This window comes from Yersinia sp. SCPM-O-B-9106 (C-191) (assembly GCF_026183365.1).
Classification (GTDB): domain Bacteria; phylum Pseudomonadota; class Gammaproteobacteria; order Enterobacterales; family Enterobacteriaceae; genus Yersinia; species Yersinia rochesterensis.
Genome location: NZ_CP110791.1, coordinates 632,066 through 647,502, shown reverse-complemented (window position 1 = coordinate 647,502; position 15,437 = coordinate 632,066). Strand labels below are relative to the sequence as shown.

Sequence of the window (15,437 nt, the reverse complement as noted above, 5' to 3'; positions counted from 1 at the left end):
ACTCCGCTACTCACTATCGGCTATTTTTTAATCAACATTCCGCTGTGGCTTCAAGGCCGCAGAGCATCCCCAAAGTCATTGGAGCCACAAGTAGGCAGCCAGCAAACGAATCCCGATGAGCTGACTCAAGTCAGTGATTCGGGTGAGTGCGCGCAGCTAACAACCCTGTGGCTTCAAGGCCGCAGAGCATCCCCAAAGTCATTGGAGCCACAAGTAGGCAGCCAGCAAACGAATCCTGATGAGCTGACTCAAGTCAGTGATTCGGGTGAGTGCGCGCAGCTAACAACCCTGTGGCTTCAAGGCCGCAGGGGATTAGTAGTCCACAGGCTCTCTGATAATTGGACAAGTCATACAGTGACCGCCCCCGCGCCCGCGACCTAACTCACTGCCGACGATCTCAATGACTTCTACCCCTTCTTTACGCAATTGGGTATTAGTTTTGGTATTACGGTCATAAGCCAACACCACACCCGGCTCCAGTGCAACCATGTTATTACCGCTGTCCCACTGCTGGCGCTCGGTGTCGTAATCATTCCCCTCAGTTTCAACTACCCGCAGTTTTTTCAGGTTTAATGCCCCTGCCACCGCCTCGACAAAAGTGCCTTTATCGCGGCTTAATTTAATGCCGGTGGGGCCATTATCTGGGCGCAGTGAGAAAGTTTGAATCTGATTAACAATCGCCGGATAGAGGGTCACTACATCACGGTCACAGAAAGTGAACACGGTATCCAAGTGCATAGCGGCACGCAGTTTTGGCATAGCAGCAATCATCACGCGCTCAACTTGCCCTGCGCTATCTTTAAATAGCGATTGAGCTAACTGAGTAATGGCCTGATGAGATGTGCGCTCACTCATACCGATTAACACGGTTTTGTTGCCAATCGGCATCACATCGCCCCCCTCTAAGGTCGCGCTACCGTGATGCTGTGTTGGGTCACCCCACCACACTTTCACATTGGCGTCGCCAAAATCAGGGTGGAATTTATAGATAGCCGTGGTCAGGATAGTTTCTTCATGACGCGCTGGCCAATACAGTGGATTCAGGGTCACACCACCATAAATCCAGCAGGTGGTATCGCGGGTATAAAGGGTATTCGGCAACGGCGGCAACAGATATTCCGTGATACCAACCGCTTCGCGGATCAACTTCAGTTCTTCTTTGTCACATTTGCCATCTTTATGGAGTTCAGTGGTAGACAAGCCACCAATCAATACTTCAGCTAACAAGCGCGGTTCCAGACTTTCCAGATAGTTGCGGGTTTCTTGCAGAATGCCCAATGACACTTCATTTGGCACAATTTGCTGATCCAGAATCCACTTTTTCGCTGCCGGAATAGCTACGGTCTCAGCCAGCAGATTATGCATTTCAACCACATCAACACCGCGTTCGCGCATTTTAGTCATGAAATCAAAATGGTCGCGTTTAGCTCTCTCTACCCACAGAACATCATCAAATAATAATTCATCACAATTACTCGGTGTCAGGCGGTTATGGGCGCGCCCTGGCGCACAGACCATAACTTTATGTAACTTGCCAACTTCAGAATGAACGCCGAATTTGGTCTTGCCATGAGTTTTCTTAGCTTTATCTGACATAACAGCTCCAATAAATTATATGGTGATAATTCCGGTGGCGATGCTATAAATCGCCGCGACCGCAGCCACAATAAGAACAATAAACAGTATTCTTTCGTAGGTATTAAACGCTTTTTGATGCTGTTCACGTTTGGCAATCAGATACAAAATCGTGCCTGGGCCGTAAATAATGGCCGACAGCAGCAAGTATTTCATGCCACCTGCGTAAATCATCAGCGCAGAGTAGAAGGTCGCGATGATGGCAAAAATAAGATCTTTTCTGTGACCTTGTTTATTTGTTTCGTAAGTTTCACCGGTCCAGGCCAGTTTTAACCCATAGGCCCCGACCAACAAATAAGGGATCAAGGTTAATGAGCTGGTTAATTCTAATGCGAGCTGGAAAGCATAATCAGTAAACAGTGTCAGAATTAAGAACACTTGAATAAAGATATTGGTCAACCATACCGCCGCTGAAGGGACAGAATTACGGTTTTCAGTCGCGAACACTTTTGGCATGCTTTTACTCTTAGCCGCTGAGAACAACACTTCGGCTGCCAGCAATGACCAAGATAAATAAGCACCTAATACAGAGATAATCAGACCCACGCTGATGAAAATCGCGCCCCAGCGCCCGACAATAGCTTCCAGTACACCGGCCATGGATGGCTGACGTAATGCTGCCAAATCAGGACGTAACAGCACACCGTAAGACAACATGGTGATCAGCACCAGCAGACACAGCACACCAATAAAGCCCAGAACAGTGGCAATACCAACATGACTACGCTCTTTGGCATAACGCGAATAAACACTCGCGCCTTCAATACCTAAGAACACAAATACCGTCACCAACATGGTGCTACGAACTTGTGAGAATAACGACTCTGGTTCAGCCACCACTGGCATCACTGCCGCAGCATGGCCGACATAGCCGTAGTCATTCAGATGGGATAAATCAACACTCTTAACCACATCTGGCGTGCCCCAGAAATTCAGTGCAAACACATCACCTTTAAAGGCAAAAATCAGCACGATGACGAAGATGAAGATAGGGATTATTTTTGCAAAGGTCGCGATGGTATTAATTGCTGCGGCTTCTTTAACTCCTCGCAATATCAGGATATGAAATCCCCATAAAATAACGGAGGCCACCAATACGGCGGGGATAGTATTACCGTCACCAAATATAGGGAAGAATGCCCCTAAGGTTGATTTGATAAGTACAAAGTAAGAAACGTTACCAATACAAGTACCGGCCCAAAAACCTAATGCTGCTGCAAAACCAAGATAATCTCCGAAGCCCTCTTTTGCGTAAATGAATACACCGGAATCCAGATTAGGTTTGCGCTGCGCTAATGTTTGAAAAACAAACGCCAGCATTAACATACCACCACCAGCGATACACCAGGCGATAAGCGCACCAAACCCACCAGTTGCCCGCCCGAAAGTTGCTGGTAATGAAAATATGCCGGCACCGATCATTGAACCAACCACTAAAGACGTTAGGGCCGGTAGAGATAATTTATTCGTAGATGAATTGGCCATGATGTTCTCAATGACGTTGGATAAATTAAGTTAAATGTAGATTCGGCTTACCCTAAAAACAGATTCACCTGAACCCACTTACTGATATAAATACATATTTATCATAGCTTCATTTAAAACTATTGCATAATGTCCGAAAAGTAGACCAAACATTACAATTTGTAAATTGTTGCAGAAATTATCACATACCTCAGAATTTTCTAATAGTGATCTAAATCATCATTTCATATATTCAGAGAAAAACTCTCCAGTTTAATTCACTGAATAAAAGCTATTCCATTAGCATAGAAATCTGTTTTCTTTATAGGAGCCATTTGGGATTATTCCGGCATTGCCACTCTTTCAATTATGCAAGCACAAATAGAATTCATGCTATGTTGCACTTACTAATTTCATAGTCTAAGCTTAATGATTGACCCTTAAAAACTTAATTAAAAAACCCTTTAAATTCAACAAGTTAAATTAATGGCTCGGTATGAGAAAATAGTCCATTTCTTAGAGAAATTCTCTTTATTTTCTCATTCCCGAGCTTCTAACTTGTATTTTGGTTTTTATAAAACAAAGTCATATAACTTTTTTATCACTATGCCGCATAGCAACTCCGTCCTAAAAAATCAATAAAAGTCGTAATGGAATAATAAATTAATTACATTTCATTTAAGATTCATTTAGGTTTGCCCTTAAAATTGTGATTAAAACGTTAGTTTTTAATTTTTACATTCCCCCTAACAGAAACCATAGAAATCTAACACCAGGAAAAGATAAAAAGTTAGTGTTTTAATTTTAATAAAACAACGTAGTCAGAATAAAACACTGCCGTAACGAGTTAATTTAAATAAATAAAAACCGATTTTTCTTAATAGCAAGATTAGAGAGATTGATGTTTCATGTTGAAATGTCTGACGAGGGGAAAGACTATACTGATGAAAATCATGTAGGAATTATCCCCATTTAAGGCTCATTATTCTCATACTATAAAAAATAACGTAAATAAAACTGGTTAATTTAGTTTTAAAACTCACATTCCATTAAATAATTTACCATTCCGATATACATTTTGGTGGTCTCATTAAAGATATATCTGAAGCTTTAGAATCTCTATCATGACCCAATCCATGATAACGGTAGTAGTAGAAAAAAAAAGGCCCCCATAGGGAGCCGCGAGTTAGCCTGTAATATTGAATATGCTTATCACTCGGTCAGTCGCTTATCCGAACCTTGCTGAGTGCTTGCTACAGAATACCCCGCCAGGATGGCGACAAAAATCATAAATAGATGGCCTTCCGAAGAATCCAGCAGAAATGAATTAAAGAAGTTACACGCCATATAACTGGTCAATACGGCCAACAAGACATTACGCAGAACCGGTGTCTGTTGCCAAATAACACGGTAACAGCAGACAATCCAAGCCAGGAAAATAATTAAACCCACCACACCGGACTGGATGGTTTCCAACAGATATTGGTTATGTGGATTGTTGATTTTGTAATTTATTGTTGGATCTTCATAATAGAAACCACCAGCACCGTGACCCAGAATAGGGGCGTCTTTAATTAACCTGACGGCCTCAATAGCAAAAGCTGAGCGTTGCCCCATCGACGTGCGACAAGCGCCAGTGGCATTAGCCGCAGGCGCGGCCATGCAGACTTTAATCTCATCAATGCCCTGAGTTATCCGCTGCGTGGCTTTATTGGGAATCAGCAGCACGGCAACAAATCCAATGGCCCCCAGCACGACGAATAGCCAGCGTTGCCAGCGACCCAGCGAAAAGAACAGCCACACACCTAGCCCGACAACCAGTGCGACATATCCTGTGCGGCCCAAGACCACAAACAGAACACTGTAGCAGGCGGCGGCCACAAGCAGACCATAGCCCCAGCGTTTCCAGCCCTGATTTTTGAAGGCCAACATCAGCCACAGTATCGCCGACAAGGCCAAGAAGAAGTTCTGGGTAATTTGCAGTTTAAAGAGAGTTGGATTGGCGGGGTCGATATGTCCGATTGGAATGTGTAACACCCCAACAGCCAATGAACCTGCCAACACCACGGTGTTAGCGGCCAGGAAACCAATACAAAATAGTTTTACCCGCTGTGGCTGGTTAATAAAGAACAGAGCCAGCGGCAAGATATAAAGAAATTTCTTATCCTTACTCACCATTTCTGGGCCATAGCTATTGTGATGAAACAGCAGTGACAGTGCCAATAGCGCAAACATGGCGGCGGGCAGATAGACTAATGGATTCGTCAGTAAAGGCTTTAATTGCAGTGATTTACGGTTAATAATCAGGCTAATAAGGATTAAAACCAGAGATATATTAATCAGTGGATTCGACGTCGGCAGGGCAATACCTAACAGCAATGCAGCAAAACCGCTCAGTATTTCACTGCGCAGGTGAGCCGGGGACATGCCCGGCGCAGAAGTCGTTGGGGTTATCATAATTCTCTCAGCTTAAGCTGGTTGGAAGCCAAAAATTGGCTGATACAAATATGTTATTAAAAACAGGCCGTTATTAAAAACAGTCTGTTATTAAAAACAAGTCGTCTATTGGCTCATCACTGGCTTTGAGTCCGCCAATCATCAACGGCATCTATGACATCGTTCACCGGGATCGCGTTCAAATAACGATCGGTGGTGTCGGTATCTATCTCATTAGGATGCGGCAAAGTGCGGTAATGTCCGGCCCATAAAAGGGTATGTGGGGCTTGCCATGGGTGCCATTGGTTAAGGTTGCTGGGGCCAAATAACACCACTGCCGGGGTTTGTAATGCAGCCGCCATATGCATTGCCACAGAATCTACACCAATAAATAGCTTAGCGTTATCTATCAAGACAGCAAGTTCTGGCAGTGCCAAAAGGCCGGATAAATTAATCACTTTTTCAGGCTGTGTGCAGCCTGCAATGATGTCGGCGATATAATCCAGTTCAGCTTTGTCTTTACCGCCAGTTAGCAACACAGTTTCACCTTGTTCGGTGAGATGGTTTATCAATTGGCTGAATGACTCACTGGCCCAGGTTTTGAACTTCCAGCGCGCAGAGGGTTGAATCAAGATGTAATCAGCAATGTTATGTTGCTGACACAGTTGTTTTACCCGCTCAATGTCATGCGGGCCATAAGCCATCGTGACGTCAGTGCTGATATCCGTGAGATGTAACGGCGCGAGAATATCCAAATTATTGAGAACAGTGTGCCGTTCGGCTGCATTGGGAATATCGACTAATGTGGAATGACAGTAGCGCCATAGCCAGGTATCGCGTTTCGGATAATGAAAACCAATACTAAAGCCCGGTTTTAATAGACGACAATAGGCTGCGGCCCGCCATTGATCAGATAAATTGAGGATCAGATCATAATGGTGTGCTTTCAATGCATTAAACAGCGCTTTTTCACCGCTAATTTGCGCCTTTAAGCCCGCATGTTTGAGGCCGCGATCGACAATAAATGCATGATTAACTGTTTTGTTCTCTCGCAACATTTCTTGCGTTCCGCCATACAGCAACACGTCGATTTTCGCCTGTGGATAGTTGGCTTTCAACGTATTCAGCAAAGGAGTTGTCAGGAGAACATCGCCGAAATGGCGTAATTTAATCACTAAAATGCGCTTAACATTCTCTTTCTCCCGCAGTATGACCGATAAATTATCGGCAGGAGCAGAAAGTTGCCCGGCAGGTGATTCTGTCTTATTTGATGTATTCATCATAGGATGCGCCATCATCGGCAACGAAAGAGGGGCTGTAATGCTATACCAGCCGTTTACTGCATGGCAATTCTTTTATATCCGTCATACTTCAAGCTGCATGTGCGTTGGCTGCCCTCGCTCACCCCAGTCACTTACTTGAGTAAGCTCCTGGGGATTTACTCAGGTTGCCGCCATCTTGCAACTCGAATTATTTAGGCTATATCACGCCAATATCTTTCTCATTTAACTCTGTAGAGCCGCGAATGATTGTAATGATCATTCTGCCCCGAAGCTCAAACTGGAAAATTAAGGTGACCTATTAGAATTGGCGTCATCGGCGCAGGCAGATTGAGTGCGGACAGCGCGCAAGAACCGGAGCATACATCAGTATGTGACGGTGATGAGCACTGCCCCGAAGCTCAAGCTGGCAAGTGAGATAGCCAATAGAAAGAAATTGACGTCATCGGCGCAGGCAGATTGGGTGCGGACAGCGCGCAAGAACCGGAGCATACATCAGTATGTGACGGTGATGAGCACTGCCCCGAAGCTCAAGCTGGCAAGTGAGATAGCCAATAGAAAGAAATTGACGTCATCGGCGCAGGCAGATTGGGTGCGGACAGCGCGCAAGAACCGGAGCATACATCAGTATGTGACGGTGATGAGCACTGCCCCGAAGCTCAAGCTGGCAAGTGAGATAGCCAATAGAAAGAAATTGACGTCATCGGCGCAGGCAGATTGGGTGCGGACAGCGCGCAAGAACCGGAGCATACATCAGTATGTGACGGTGATGAGCACTGCCCCGAAGCTCAAGCTGGCAAGTGAGATAGTCAATTTTAAAGGCCGGGGGCTTTCCATAGAGAAGTCGTCAGCCCACTGTCTACTAATGTCAGTTGGTCGGTATACACCGCTTGCCAGTTGATTTTAGCCGCCTGATAAAGTGCTTTATGTTCAGGATTGGGCTGATATTCCCGCTCCCAGCGCACTAGACGCTCGCCAGTTTTATCGAGCGCTTCATATAGCCCGACCCCCACCCCCGCCGCAATAGCGCAACCTAATGCCGTGGCCTCTTTAACTACCGGTACACGGACTGGAATGCCGGTCACATCGGCTAGGATCTGGCTCCACAGTTTGCCTTTTGAACCGCCACCGGCAAATACCACCGAAGAAGCTTTGACGCCGGAGAACTCTGCAATTTGGGCCAAATTACAAGCCGAGACAATCGCGGCGTTCTCTTCCAGCGCACGGAATAAGGTCGCTTTGTTACATTTTTCAGGGTCGAGCGACAGGTTAATAAAGGAAGGGGCGGCGTGATACCAGGATTTAAAGCGCATGACATCAGAGAAAATCGGCATCACCCCGTAAGCGCCAGCGGGCACCCGCGCCGCCATATCTTCCAGCAAACTGTAAGTATCAATCCCCAGCCGTTGGGCGAGTAATTTCTCTTCGGCGCAAAATGCATCACGGAACCAGCGCATAGTCAGGCCAGTAAAGAAGCTGATGGATTCCGCTTGCACCATGCCAGGAATGACATGCGGGTTAATGCGCGTATTCATATTGGGGTCAGTAATCGGCTTGGGCAAGTTAACGACTTGCTGCCAGAAAGTGCCGCCCAACACCGCGGTTTGGCCCGGTTTTACCACGCCAAGTCCCAAGCAGCCGAGTTGGACATCGCCACCGCCCATGATGACTGGCGTCCCAACCTGCAAACCACACTCTTCTGCCGCTTGCGCGGTGACATGCCCGAGTAAAGTGCCCGTCTCTTTGACCGGCGATAAGATATCGGCGCGTAATCCGGCCATTTCCAACAAATTCGGTTGCCAGTTGCGAGTGACTAAATCCAGCATTCCGGTGGTGCCCGCATTGGAGGGGTCAACCGCCAGCTCGCCGCTGAGCATATTTGCCAGCCAGTCACTTATCATAGTCAATGTCCCGGCCTGACGATAAATATCTGGGCGGTAATGCGCCAGCCACAGTAACCGTGGCATGGCACTCAAGGCCAGGGTTTGACCAGAACATTGATAGACTTCGAGTTCAAATCCATTGTTGTGCAACTCTTTCAATTCGCTGACTTCACGGCTAGCACGCGCATCCACATTGGCACAGGCCCAGATAGGTTTGCCGCTGCGATCATAGAGCACGATGCCCTCGCGCATTGAGCATGCCGCTACCGCACGGATAGCACTGGCGGGTAGGTTGGCCTGATGCAGCGCCTGACGGATGCACTGGCAGGTCAACTTCCAGTTGGTGGTTAAGTCAAACTCCATTGACCCTGGGACATCGGGTACTGGCAGGTGTAGCCATTCAGCCTGTCCGGCGGCTATCTGATGACCATTAAGGTCAAATATCACAGCCCGGACACTGCCGGTGCCTGCATCCAAAGCCATCAGATAATCACCCGATGTGGTCGTAGAGAATTGACTCATTACGCTATCCTCTGTTTTATCTAAATTTATGAATAAATCTGTCCTCTACTGCTTTTTCTCGAAAAAATAAAAACTATTGGCGTGATTGTCGCGGTCAGATTGAGCACTGCTCAACCTCAAACCGGTAAGTAAAATAGCCAATTAAATCAGTTTGATAATAGCTCTTGCCGTCAATTCGTCCGTCACTAACGCGTTCACATACTGGCCTTTCAGCGCTGCAACAATCGCCTCTGACTTTTCAACGCCACCCGCGACCCCAATCACTGTCGGGATGTTGGTCAAGTCTGTCAGCGAAATACCAATTAATTCCTGGTGAATCTGCATATCTGCGGCCAGCGCGCCATCGGCCTGCATAAAGTAACCGAGGATATCGCCGACCGCGCCTTTGCGGCTAAACATCAGTTGCTCACCCTCACTGATATAGCCAGAGCGCAAAATAGTGGCTTCTTTTTGTTGATTGACCGAGCCAATCCCCACCACGGCGACATCCGCCGCACACGCCGCCAGCATCACATCGCGCACGCTATTTTCCTGGCGGAATGTTTCAGCGACTTTAGCGCTGGAAGCCCGCAACGGCGCAGGGATAATACTGACCTGACAGGCCGCATCAAGCTGCCCAATCCCCGTCATATAAGACCCCACTCCACCGGAAAGAGTGACTAAACGCACCTGCTGAGAGGCAATAAAGCCGCTCAAATGCTGCAAGGCGCACATGGTGGTTTCGCCAAAACCGACCGCTAATAGCTGCTGCGGTTGTATCAATGCCATCAATAAATGTGCCGCACCAATCCCCAACCGGCTGCTAATACTGAGGTCAGCCAGTGACGGCAAAATGCGGATATGCTTGAGGCCAAAATGCTGTTGCAGCGCGTTTTCCAGTTCCAGACAACCCTCATAGCGCGAATTGATCTGTACCCGAATAACCCCAGACTGACGGCCTTTCTCCAGCAATCTGGAGACCTTCAATCGGGTCAGCCCCAGCAGTTCGCCAATATCCCCTTGTGTTAAGCCATCGTGATAATAAAACCACGCAATGCGAGCGAGCAGTTCCTCTTCACTCATGCTATTACCCGGATATTTGTATTCATCGTTGGACGACATAAGTTTTTCTTTCATCATTAGCCGCGATCCCTATTGCCGCTTTCTCACTCTTCATTGTTCCATCATCGATCAGAAATCCACAGTCTGATAAATGCTATACCCAATAGATTTCAAGATGCAGGCAGGCGGCAAACGAGAAAGTCCCGATGAGCTTACATAAGTAAGTGATTCGGGCGATTGAGCGCAGCCAACACACCGGCAACTTGAAAGATGACGGGTATAAATCTTAATTGATAACTACGCTAACAGCTTAAACCACGATTTTGAACATATTTTAATTTAAATTTTTTTATTCACGATTTTGTGATCTTGATTACGCCATAAATGGGATTATGCAGCTATCTTTTTTGAACACTTTTAATTTTAATTTATTTTTGTTCACATTGCAGGAGCTACTGATGCCACAGACTAATCCGCCACCCCTGCTTCAGGTTCGTGGTATCAGCAAGCAGTTTTCCGGCGTCGTGGTATTGAAAAGTATCGATTTTACTCTGCTACCGGGTCAGGTTCATGCCCTACTCGGGGGGAATGGTGCGGGGAAATCGACACTGATGAAGATCATCGCCGGGGTGCTGCCCCCCGACAGCGGCACTATTGAGATAGATGGGCAACTTTGTTCCAACCTCACTCCAGCCAAGGCCCACCAGCTCGGTATTTATCTGGTGCCACAGGAACCCATGCTGTTCGCTAATTTGTCGGTGCAGGAAAATATTCTGTTCCGCTTGCCGAAGCATCAAGCTGATAAAAAGAAAATGACGCAGTTGCTGCACAGTTTGGGCTGCCATTTAGATTTGTCGGTCAGTGCCGGTTCGCTGGATGTGGCTGATCAGCAGTTAGTCGAGATCATGCGCGGCCTGATGCGCGACTCGCGTATTTTGATTCTTGATGAACCCACCGCCTCGCTAACACCCGCGGAAACTCACCGTTTATTTAGCCAAATCAAAATGTTATTGCAGCAAGGGGTCGGGGTGGTGTTTATCTCCCACAAACTGCCGGAAATTCGCCAATTAGCAGATTGGGTCAGTGTGATGCGCGATGGCGGGATGGCCCTGAGTGGCGCGACCGCTGATTTCTCCACCGAGGCGATTATTCAGGCGATGACTCCGCAAGCTAAAAACAGTGAATTAACCGATACCCAGAAGTTATGGCTCGAGCTGCCCGGTAACCGCCGCTCGCAAGCACGGGCGCAATCCAATCAGCCGGTGATACAAGTGAGCGACCTGAGCGGCGAGGGTTTTGCCCATATTTCTTTTGAGGTGCGCGCCGGTGAAATTCTCGGGCTGGCGGGGGTAGTCGGCGCGGGCAGAACCGAGCTGGCCGAAACGCTCTATGGCTTACGGCCCACCAGCAGTGGCCGCGTTATGTTGGAAGAGCTAGACATCACCGCCATGAAAACCGTCAATCGGCTGGCAACCGGCCTGGTTTATCTGCCAGAAGACCGGCAGGCCTCCGGCCTCTATCTGGATGCCCCGCTGAGCTGGAATGTCTGTTCGCTCACTCAGGGCAACCAAGGGATATGGACTCATCCGGCACAGGAAGCCGCTATTTTGGAGCGCTATCGCCGCGCGCTAAACATCAAATTTAGTCACCTCGAACAGCCGGTTCGGACGCTATCCGGTGGTAATCAACAAAAGCTGCTGATTGCTAAATGTCTGGAAGCCAACCCGCTGCTACTGATTATTGATGAACCGACCCGTGGTGTGGATGTGTCGGCCCGCAGTGATATTTATCAATTGATCCGCAGCATTGCTTCGCAGCATGTAGCGATCATTTTTATCTCATCGGATCTGGAAGAAGTGGTGCAAATGGCGGATCGCGTGTTGGTCATGCATCAGGGGGAAATCAGTGGCGCGCTGGAGGGCGATGCAATGAATGTCGACACCATTATGCATCTGGCCTTCGGTGAACATCAGACCGACGCCCATCAGTCTGCTGAAAATGAGGGCGTATCATGTTGAAATTCATTCAAAACAATCGCGAAGGCACCGCCCTGCTGGCGATCCTCGCCTTATTTGCCCTGCTCGGTGTGATTGATCGTAATTACTTCAATTTGCAAACTTTCACCATGATCTTCAGTAGCGCGCAGATCCTGATCCTGCTGGCGATCGGCGCGACTATGGTGATGCTGACCCGCAATATTGATGTCTCCGTCGGCTCAATCACCGGCTTGTGTGCGGTGACGGTCGGCATGGCGCTCAATGCCGGTTTCGGGCTGGCGGTATCTTGCTTGTTTGCTCTGCTGGTCGGCATGGTAGCCGGTTTCTTTAATGGCATTCTGGTGACTTGGCTGCGCATCCCGGCGATTGTCGCCACACTGGGCACCTTGGGGCTGTATCGCGGCCTGATGCTGTTACTGACCGGCGGTAAATGGATTGAGGGGCTGCCCGCTGACCTCAAAAGTCTATCAACGCCAATTCTGTTTTCCATCTCGCCCATTGGCTGGCTGATTATGTTGCTGATTGTGGCCATGGCCTTGCTGCTGGGCAAAACCGCCTTTGGTCGCAGCTTCTACGCGACCGGCGATAACTTGCAGGGCGCACGCCAATTGGGGATCCGCACGGATAGCATTCGTATTTTTGCTTTCTCGATGAATGGCGTGATGGCAGCTCTGGCGGGGATTGTGTTCGCCTCACAAATTGGCTTTATCCCCAATCAAACCGGTAGCGGCTTGGAAATGAAAGCCATTGCCGCCTGTGTTCTCGGCGGCATCAGCTTGCTCGGCGGCACCGGCACCATCATTGGTGCGATTCTCGGGGCTTATTTACTGACACAAATCGACAGCGTGCTGGTGCTGCTGCGCCTACCGGCGTGGTGGAATGACTTTATCGCCGGCTTGGTGTTGTTGGCGGTGCTGGTATTCGATGGCCGCCTGCGTTGCGCCGTGGAGCGCAATATCCGCCAACAAAAATATGCGCGTTTTACCGCCCGTCCGGCGGGGTCGGATAAGAAAGTAAAACCGAACAATAACAAAGCACCGAGTAGTAAATCATTTACTAAGAAGGAGGCGGCACGATGAATATTTACCGGCGTTATGGATGGGAGCTGACACTGGCCGCCTTGTTAGTGTTGGAAATTGGGCTGTTTGGTTTATCAAATTCGCGCATGTGGGACATCAATGTGCTGCTGTTCAGTACCAGTGATTTTATCTGCATCGGCATCGTCGCCCTGCCGCTCACCATGGTGATTGTCAGTGGCGGCATTGATATCTCATTTGGCTCCACTATTGGCTTGTGCTCAATATTTCTCGGGGTGATGTTTCAAGCGGGCATCCCCATGAGCCTCGCTATCCCACTGACACTGGCGGTGGGCGCACTCTGTGGTTTGATTAATGCCGGGCTGATTCTGTATACCGGCGTCAACCCGCTGGTCATCACCCTCGGCACCATGTATCTGTTCGGCGGCAGCGCCTTGTTGTTATCCGGTATTTCCGGCGCGACCGGTTATGAAGGCATTGGCGGCTTCCCAACCGCCTTTACCGATTTCGCCAATCAAACTTTATTCGGCCTGCCGGTGCCGCTGGTCATCTTTATGGTCTGCGTGTTGCTGTTCTGGTTGCTGATGCACCGCACCCACAGCGGCCGTAACATTTTTCTTATCGGGCAAAACAGCCGGGTGGCGCGATACAGCGCCCTGCCCGTCGCGCGCACCTTGTGCATCTTGTATGCCTTGACTGGTGTGGCCTCCGCCATTGCCGCGGTGCTGTTAGTTTCTTACTTCGGCTCGGCACGATCTGATTTAGGGGCATCATTCCTGATGCCTGCTATCACCGCCGTGGTGTTGGGCGGGGCCAATATCTATGGTGGATCCGGCTCCATCCTCGGCACGGCACTGGCGGTATTACTGGTGGGTTACTTGCAACAAGGCCTGCAAATGATTGGCACGCCCAACCAGATATCCAGTGCGCTGTCTGGCGCATTGCTGATTCTGGTGGTGGTCGGGCGATCCATTAGCCTGCATCGGCATTTGATTTATGAATGGCTGCAACGTCGCAGAAATATTGTTAATTAACCTGTTGTTTTTATTGAAATTGCCAACACCTCGATCCCATATCGGAGATAGCCATGAAAACACCAAGATTAAAAAAGCTGGCGCTGATTTGTGCCCTCGGATTTGCCGGTATCACTTTTAGCGCTATAAATGCCGCGCAAGCTGCGGAACGCATCGCATTTATCCCGAAATTAGTCGGGGTGGGTTTCTTTACCAGCGGCGGTAAAGGTGCCGTCGATGCCGGTAAAGAGCTAGGGGTAGATGTCACCTATGATGGCCCGACCGAACCGAGTGTCTCCGGTCAGGTCCAGTTAATTAATAACTTTGTTAATCAAGGCTATAACGCCATTGTGGTCTCTGCAGTTTCACCCGATGGCCTGTGTCCGGCATTAAAACGCGCTATGCAGCGCGGGGTCAAAATCCTGACTTGGGACTCTGATACCAAACCAGAATGTCGCTCGCTGTATATCAACCAAGGAACGCCCAATCAGCTGGGGTCGATGCTGGTTGATATGGCGGCCAATCAGGTGAAAAAAGATAAAGCCAAAGTCGCATTTTTCTATTCCAGCCCGACAGTCACCGACCAAAACCAATGGGTGAATGAGGCGAAAAAGAAAATCCAGCAAGAACACCCCGGCTGGGAAATTGTCACCACCCAGTTTGGCTATAACGACGCCACTAAATCACTGCAAACCGCTGAGGGTATTTTAAAAGCCTACAGCGACTTAGACGCGATTATTGCTCCCGATGCCAACGCCCTGCCCGCTGCGGCACAAGCAGCAGAAAACCTTAAACGCGACAATGTGGCGATTGTCGGCTTCAGCACCCCGAATGTGATGCGCCCTTATGTTCAACGCGGCACGGTCAAGGAATTCGGCCTATGGGACGTGGTTAACCAAGGCAAAATCTCGGTGTATGTCGCCAATGAAATGCTGAAAAAAGGCGACCTGAATGTCGGCGATAAGATTGATATCCCGAACATTGGTGTGGTCGAGGTGGTGCCCAACAGTGTTCAGGGCTATGACCATGAAGCTAAAGGTAACGGCATTGTATTACTGCCACAGCGGGTCATTTTCACCAAAGAGAACATCGACAAATACGATTTCTAATCTCGGCGGCCCGCCCGATC

General features: G+C 48.7%; 10 protein-coding genes. 4 read left to right on the top strand and 6 right to left on the bottom strand.

The genetic code is table 11. The features are described from left to right. Positions 1–312: 312 nt before the first annotated feature. From arcA to lsrR, 6 genes are all read right to left on the bottom strand, one after another. Positions 313–1,596 carry an arginine deiminase gene (arcA, locus tag OP863_RS02920; RefSeq protein ID WP_038636562.1) on the bottom strand — a complete coding sequence of 428 codons (1,284 nt, stop codon included), beginning with the start codon at positions 1,594–1,596 and terminating at the stop codon, positions 313–315. Positions 1,597–1,611: 15 nt separating this feature from the next. Next, positions 1,612–3,120: an amino acid permease gene (locus OP863_RS02915; RefSeq protein WP_038636565.1), complete on the bottom strand. Its 1,509-nt coding sequence runs from the start codon at positions 3,118–3,120 to the stop codon at positions 1,612–1,614. 1,191 nt (positions 3,121–4,311) lie between these two features. Then, the gene (gene waaL-ps / locus OP863_RS02910) at positions 4,312–5,556 is read right to left on the bottom strand and encodes an O-antigen polysaccharide ligase WaaL-ps (RefSeq protein WP_265525874.1); all 1,245 of its coding nucleotides are present in this window, start codon (positions 5,554–5,556) and stop codon (positions 4,312–4,314) included. A 116-nt stretch (positions 5,557–5,672) separates the two neighbouring features. Further along, on the bottom strand, positions 5,673–6,818 hold the full coding sequence (gene rfaQ, locus OP863_RS02905; RefSeq protein WP_265525873.1) for a putative lipopolysaccharide heptosyltransferase III: 1,146 nt from the start codon (positions 6,816–6,818) through the stop codon (positions 5,673–5,675). 812 nt (positions 6,819–7,630) lie between these two features. Next, positions 7,631–9,220 (bottom strand): autoinducer-2 kinase, encoded by a 1,590-nt coding sequence (lsrK, locus tag OP863_RS02900; RefSeq protein WP_186368235.1) that lies wholly within the window; start codon positions 9,218–9,220, stop codon positions 7,631–7,633. A 141-nt stretch (positions 9,221–9,361) separates the two neighbouring features. Continuing rightward, positions 9,362–10,339 carry a transcriptional regulator LsrR gene (lsrR, locus tag OP863_RS02895; protein WP_145589149.1) on the bottom strand — a complete coding sequence of 326 codons (978 nt, stop codon included), beginning with the start codon at positions 10,337–10,339 and terminating at the stop codon, positions 9,362–9,364. A 380-nt stretch (positions 10,340–10,719) separates the two neighbouring features. Between lsrR and lsrA the strand changes: the two genes are divergently transcribed. From lsrA to lsrB, 4 genes are read left to right on the top strand one after another with little or no spacing between them, the layout of a single operon-like run. Beyond that, positions 10,720–12,279, top strand: a complete 1,560-nt coding sequence (gene lsrA, locus OP863_RS02890) for an autoinducer 2 ABC transporter ATP-binding protein LsrA (protein ID WP_265525872.1) — start codon at positions 10,720–10,722, stop codon at positions 12,277–12,279. Next, on the top strand, positions 12,273–13,337 hold the full coding sequence (gene lsrC / locus OP863_RS02885) for an autoinducer 2 ABC transporter permease LsrC (protein ID WP_265525871.1): 1,065 nt from the start codon (positions 12,273–12,275) through the stop codon (positions 13,335–13,337). The genes lsrA and lsrC overlap by 7 nt, the downstream gene beginning before the upstream one ends. After that, entirely contained in the window at positions 13,334–14,329 is a 996-nt protein-coding gene (gene lsrD / locus OP863_RS02880; protein WP_145589146.1) for an autoinducer 2 ABC transporter permease LsrD, read from the top strand. Before lsrC ends, lsrD begins: the two co-directional genes overlap by 4 nt. A 53-nt stretch (positions 14,330–14,382) precedes the next feature. Further along, positions 14,383–15,417 (top strand): autoinducer 2 ABC transporter substrate-binding protein LsrB, encoded by a 1,035-nt coding sequence (gene lsrB / locus OP863_RS02875; protein ID WP_050094953.1) that lies wholly within the window; start codon positions 14,383–14,385, stop codon positions 15,415–15,417. The last annotated feature ends 20 nt before the right edge of the window (positions 15,418–15,437 follow it).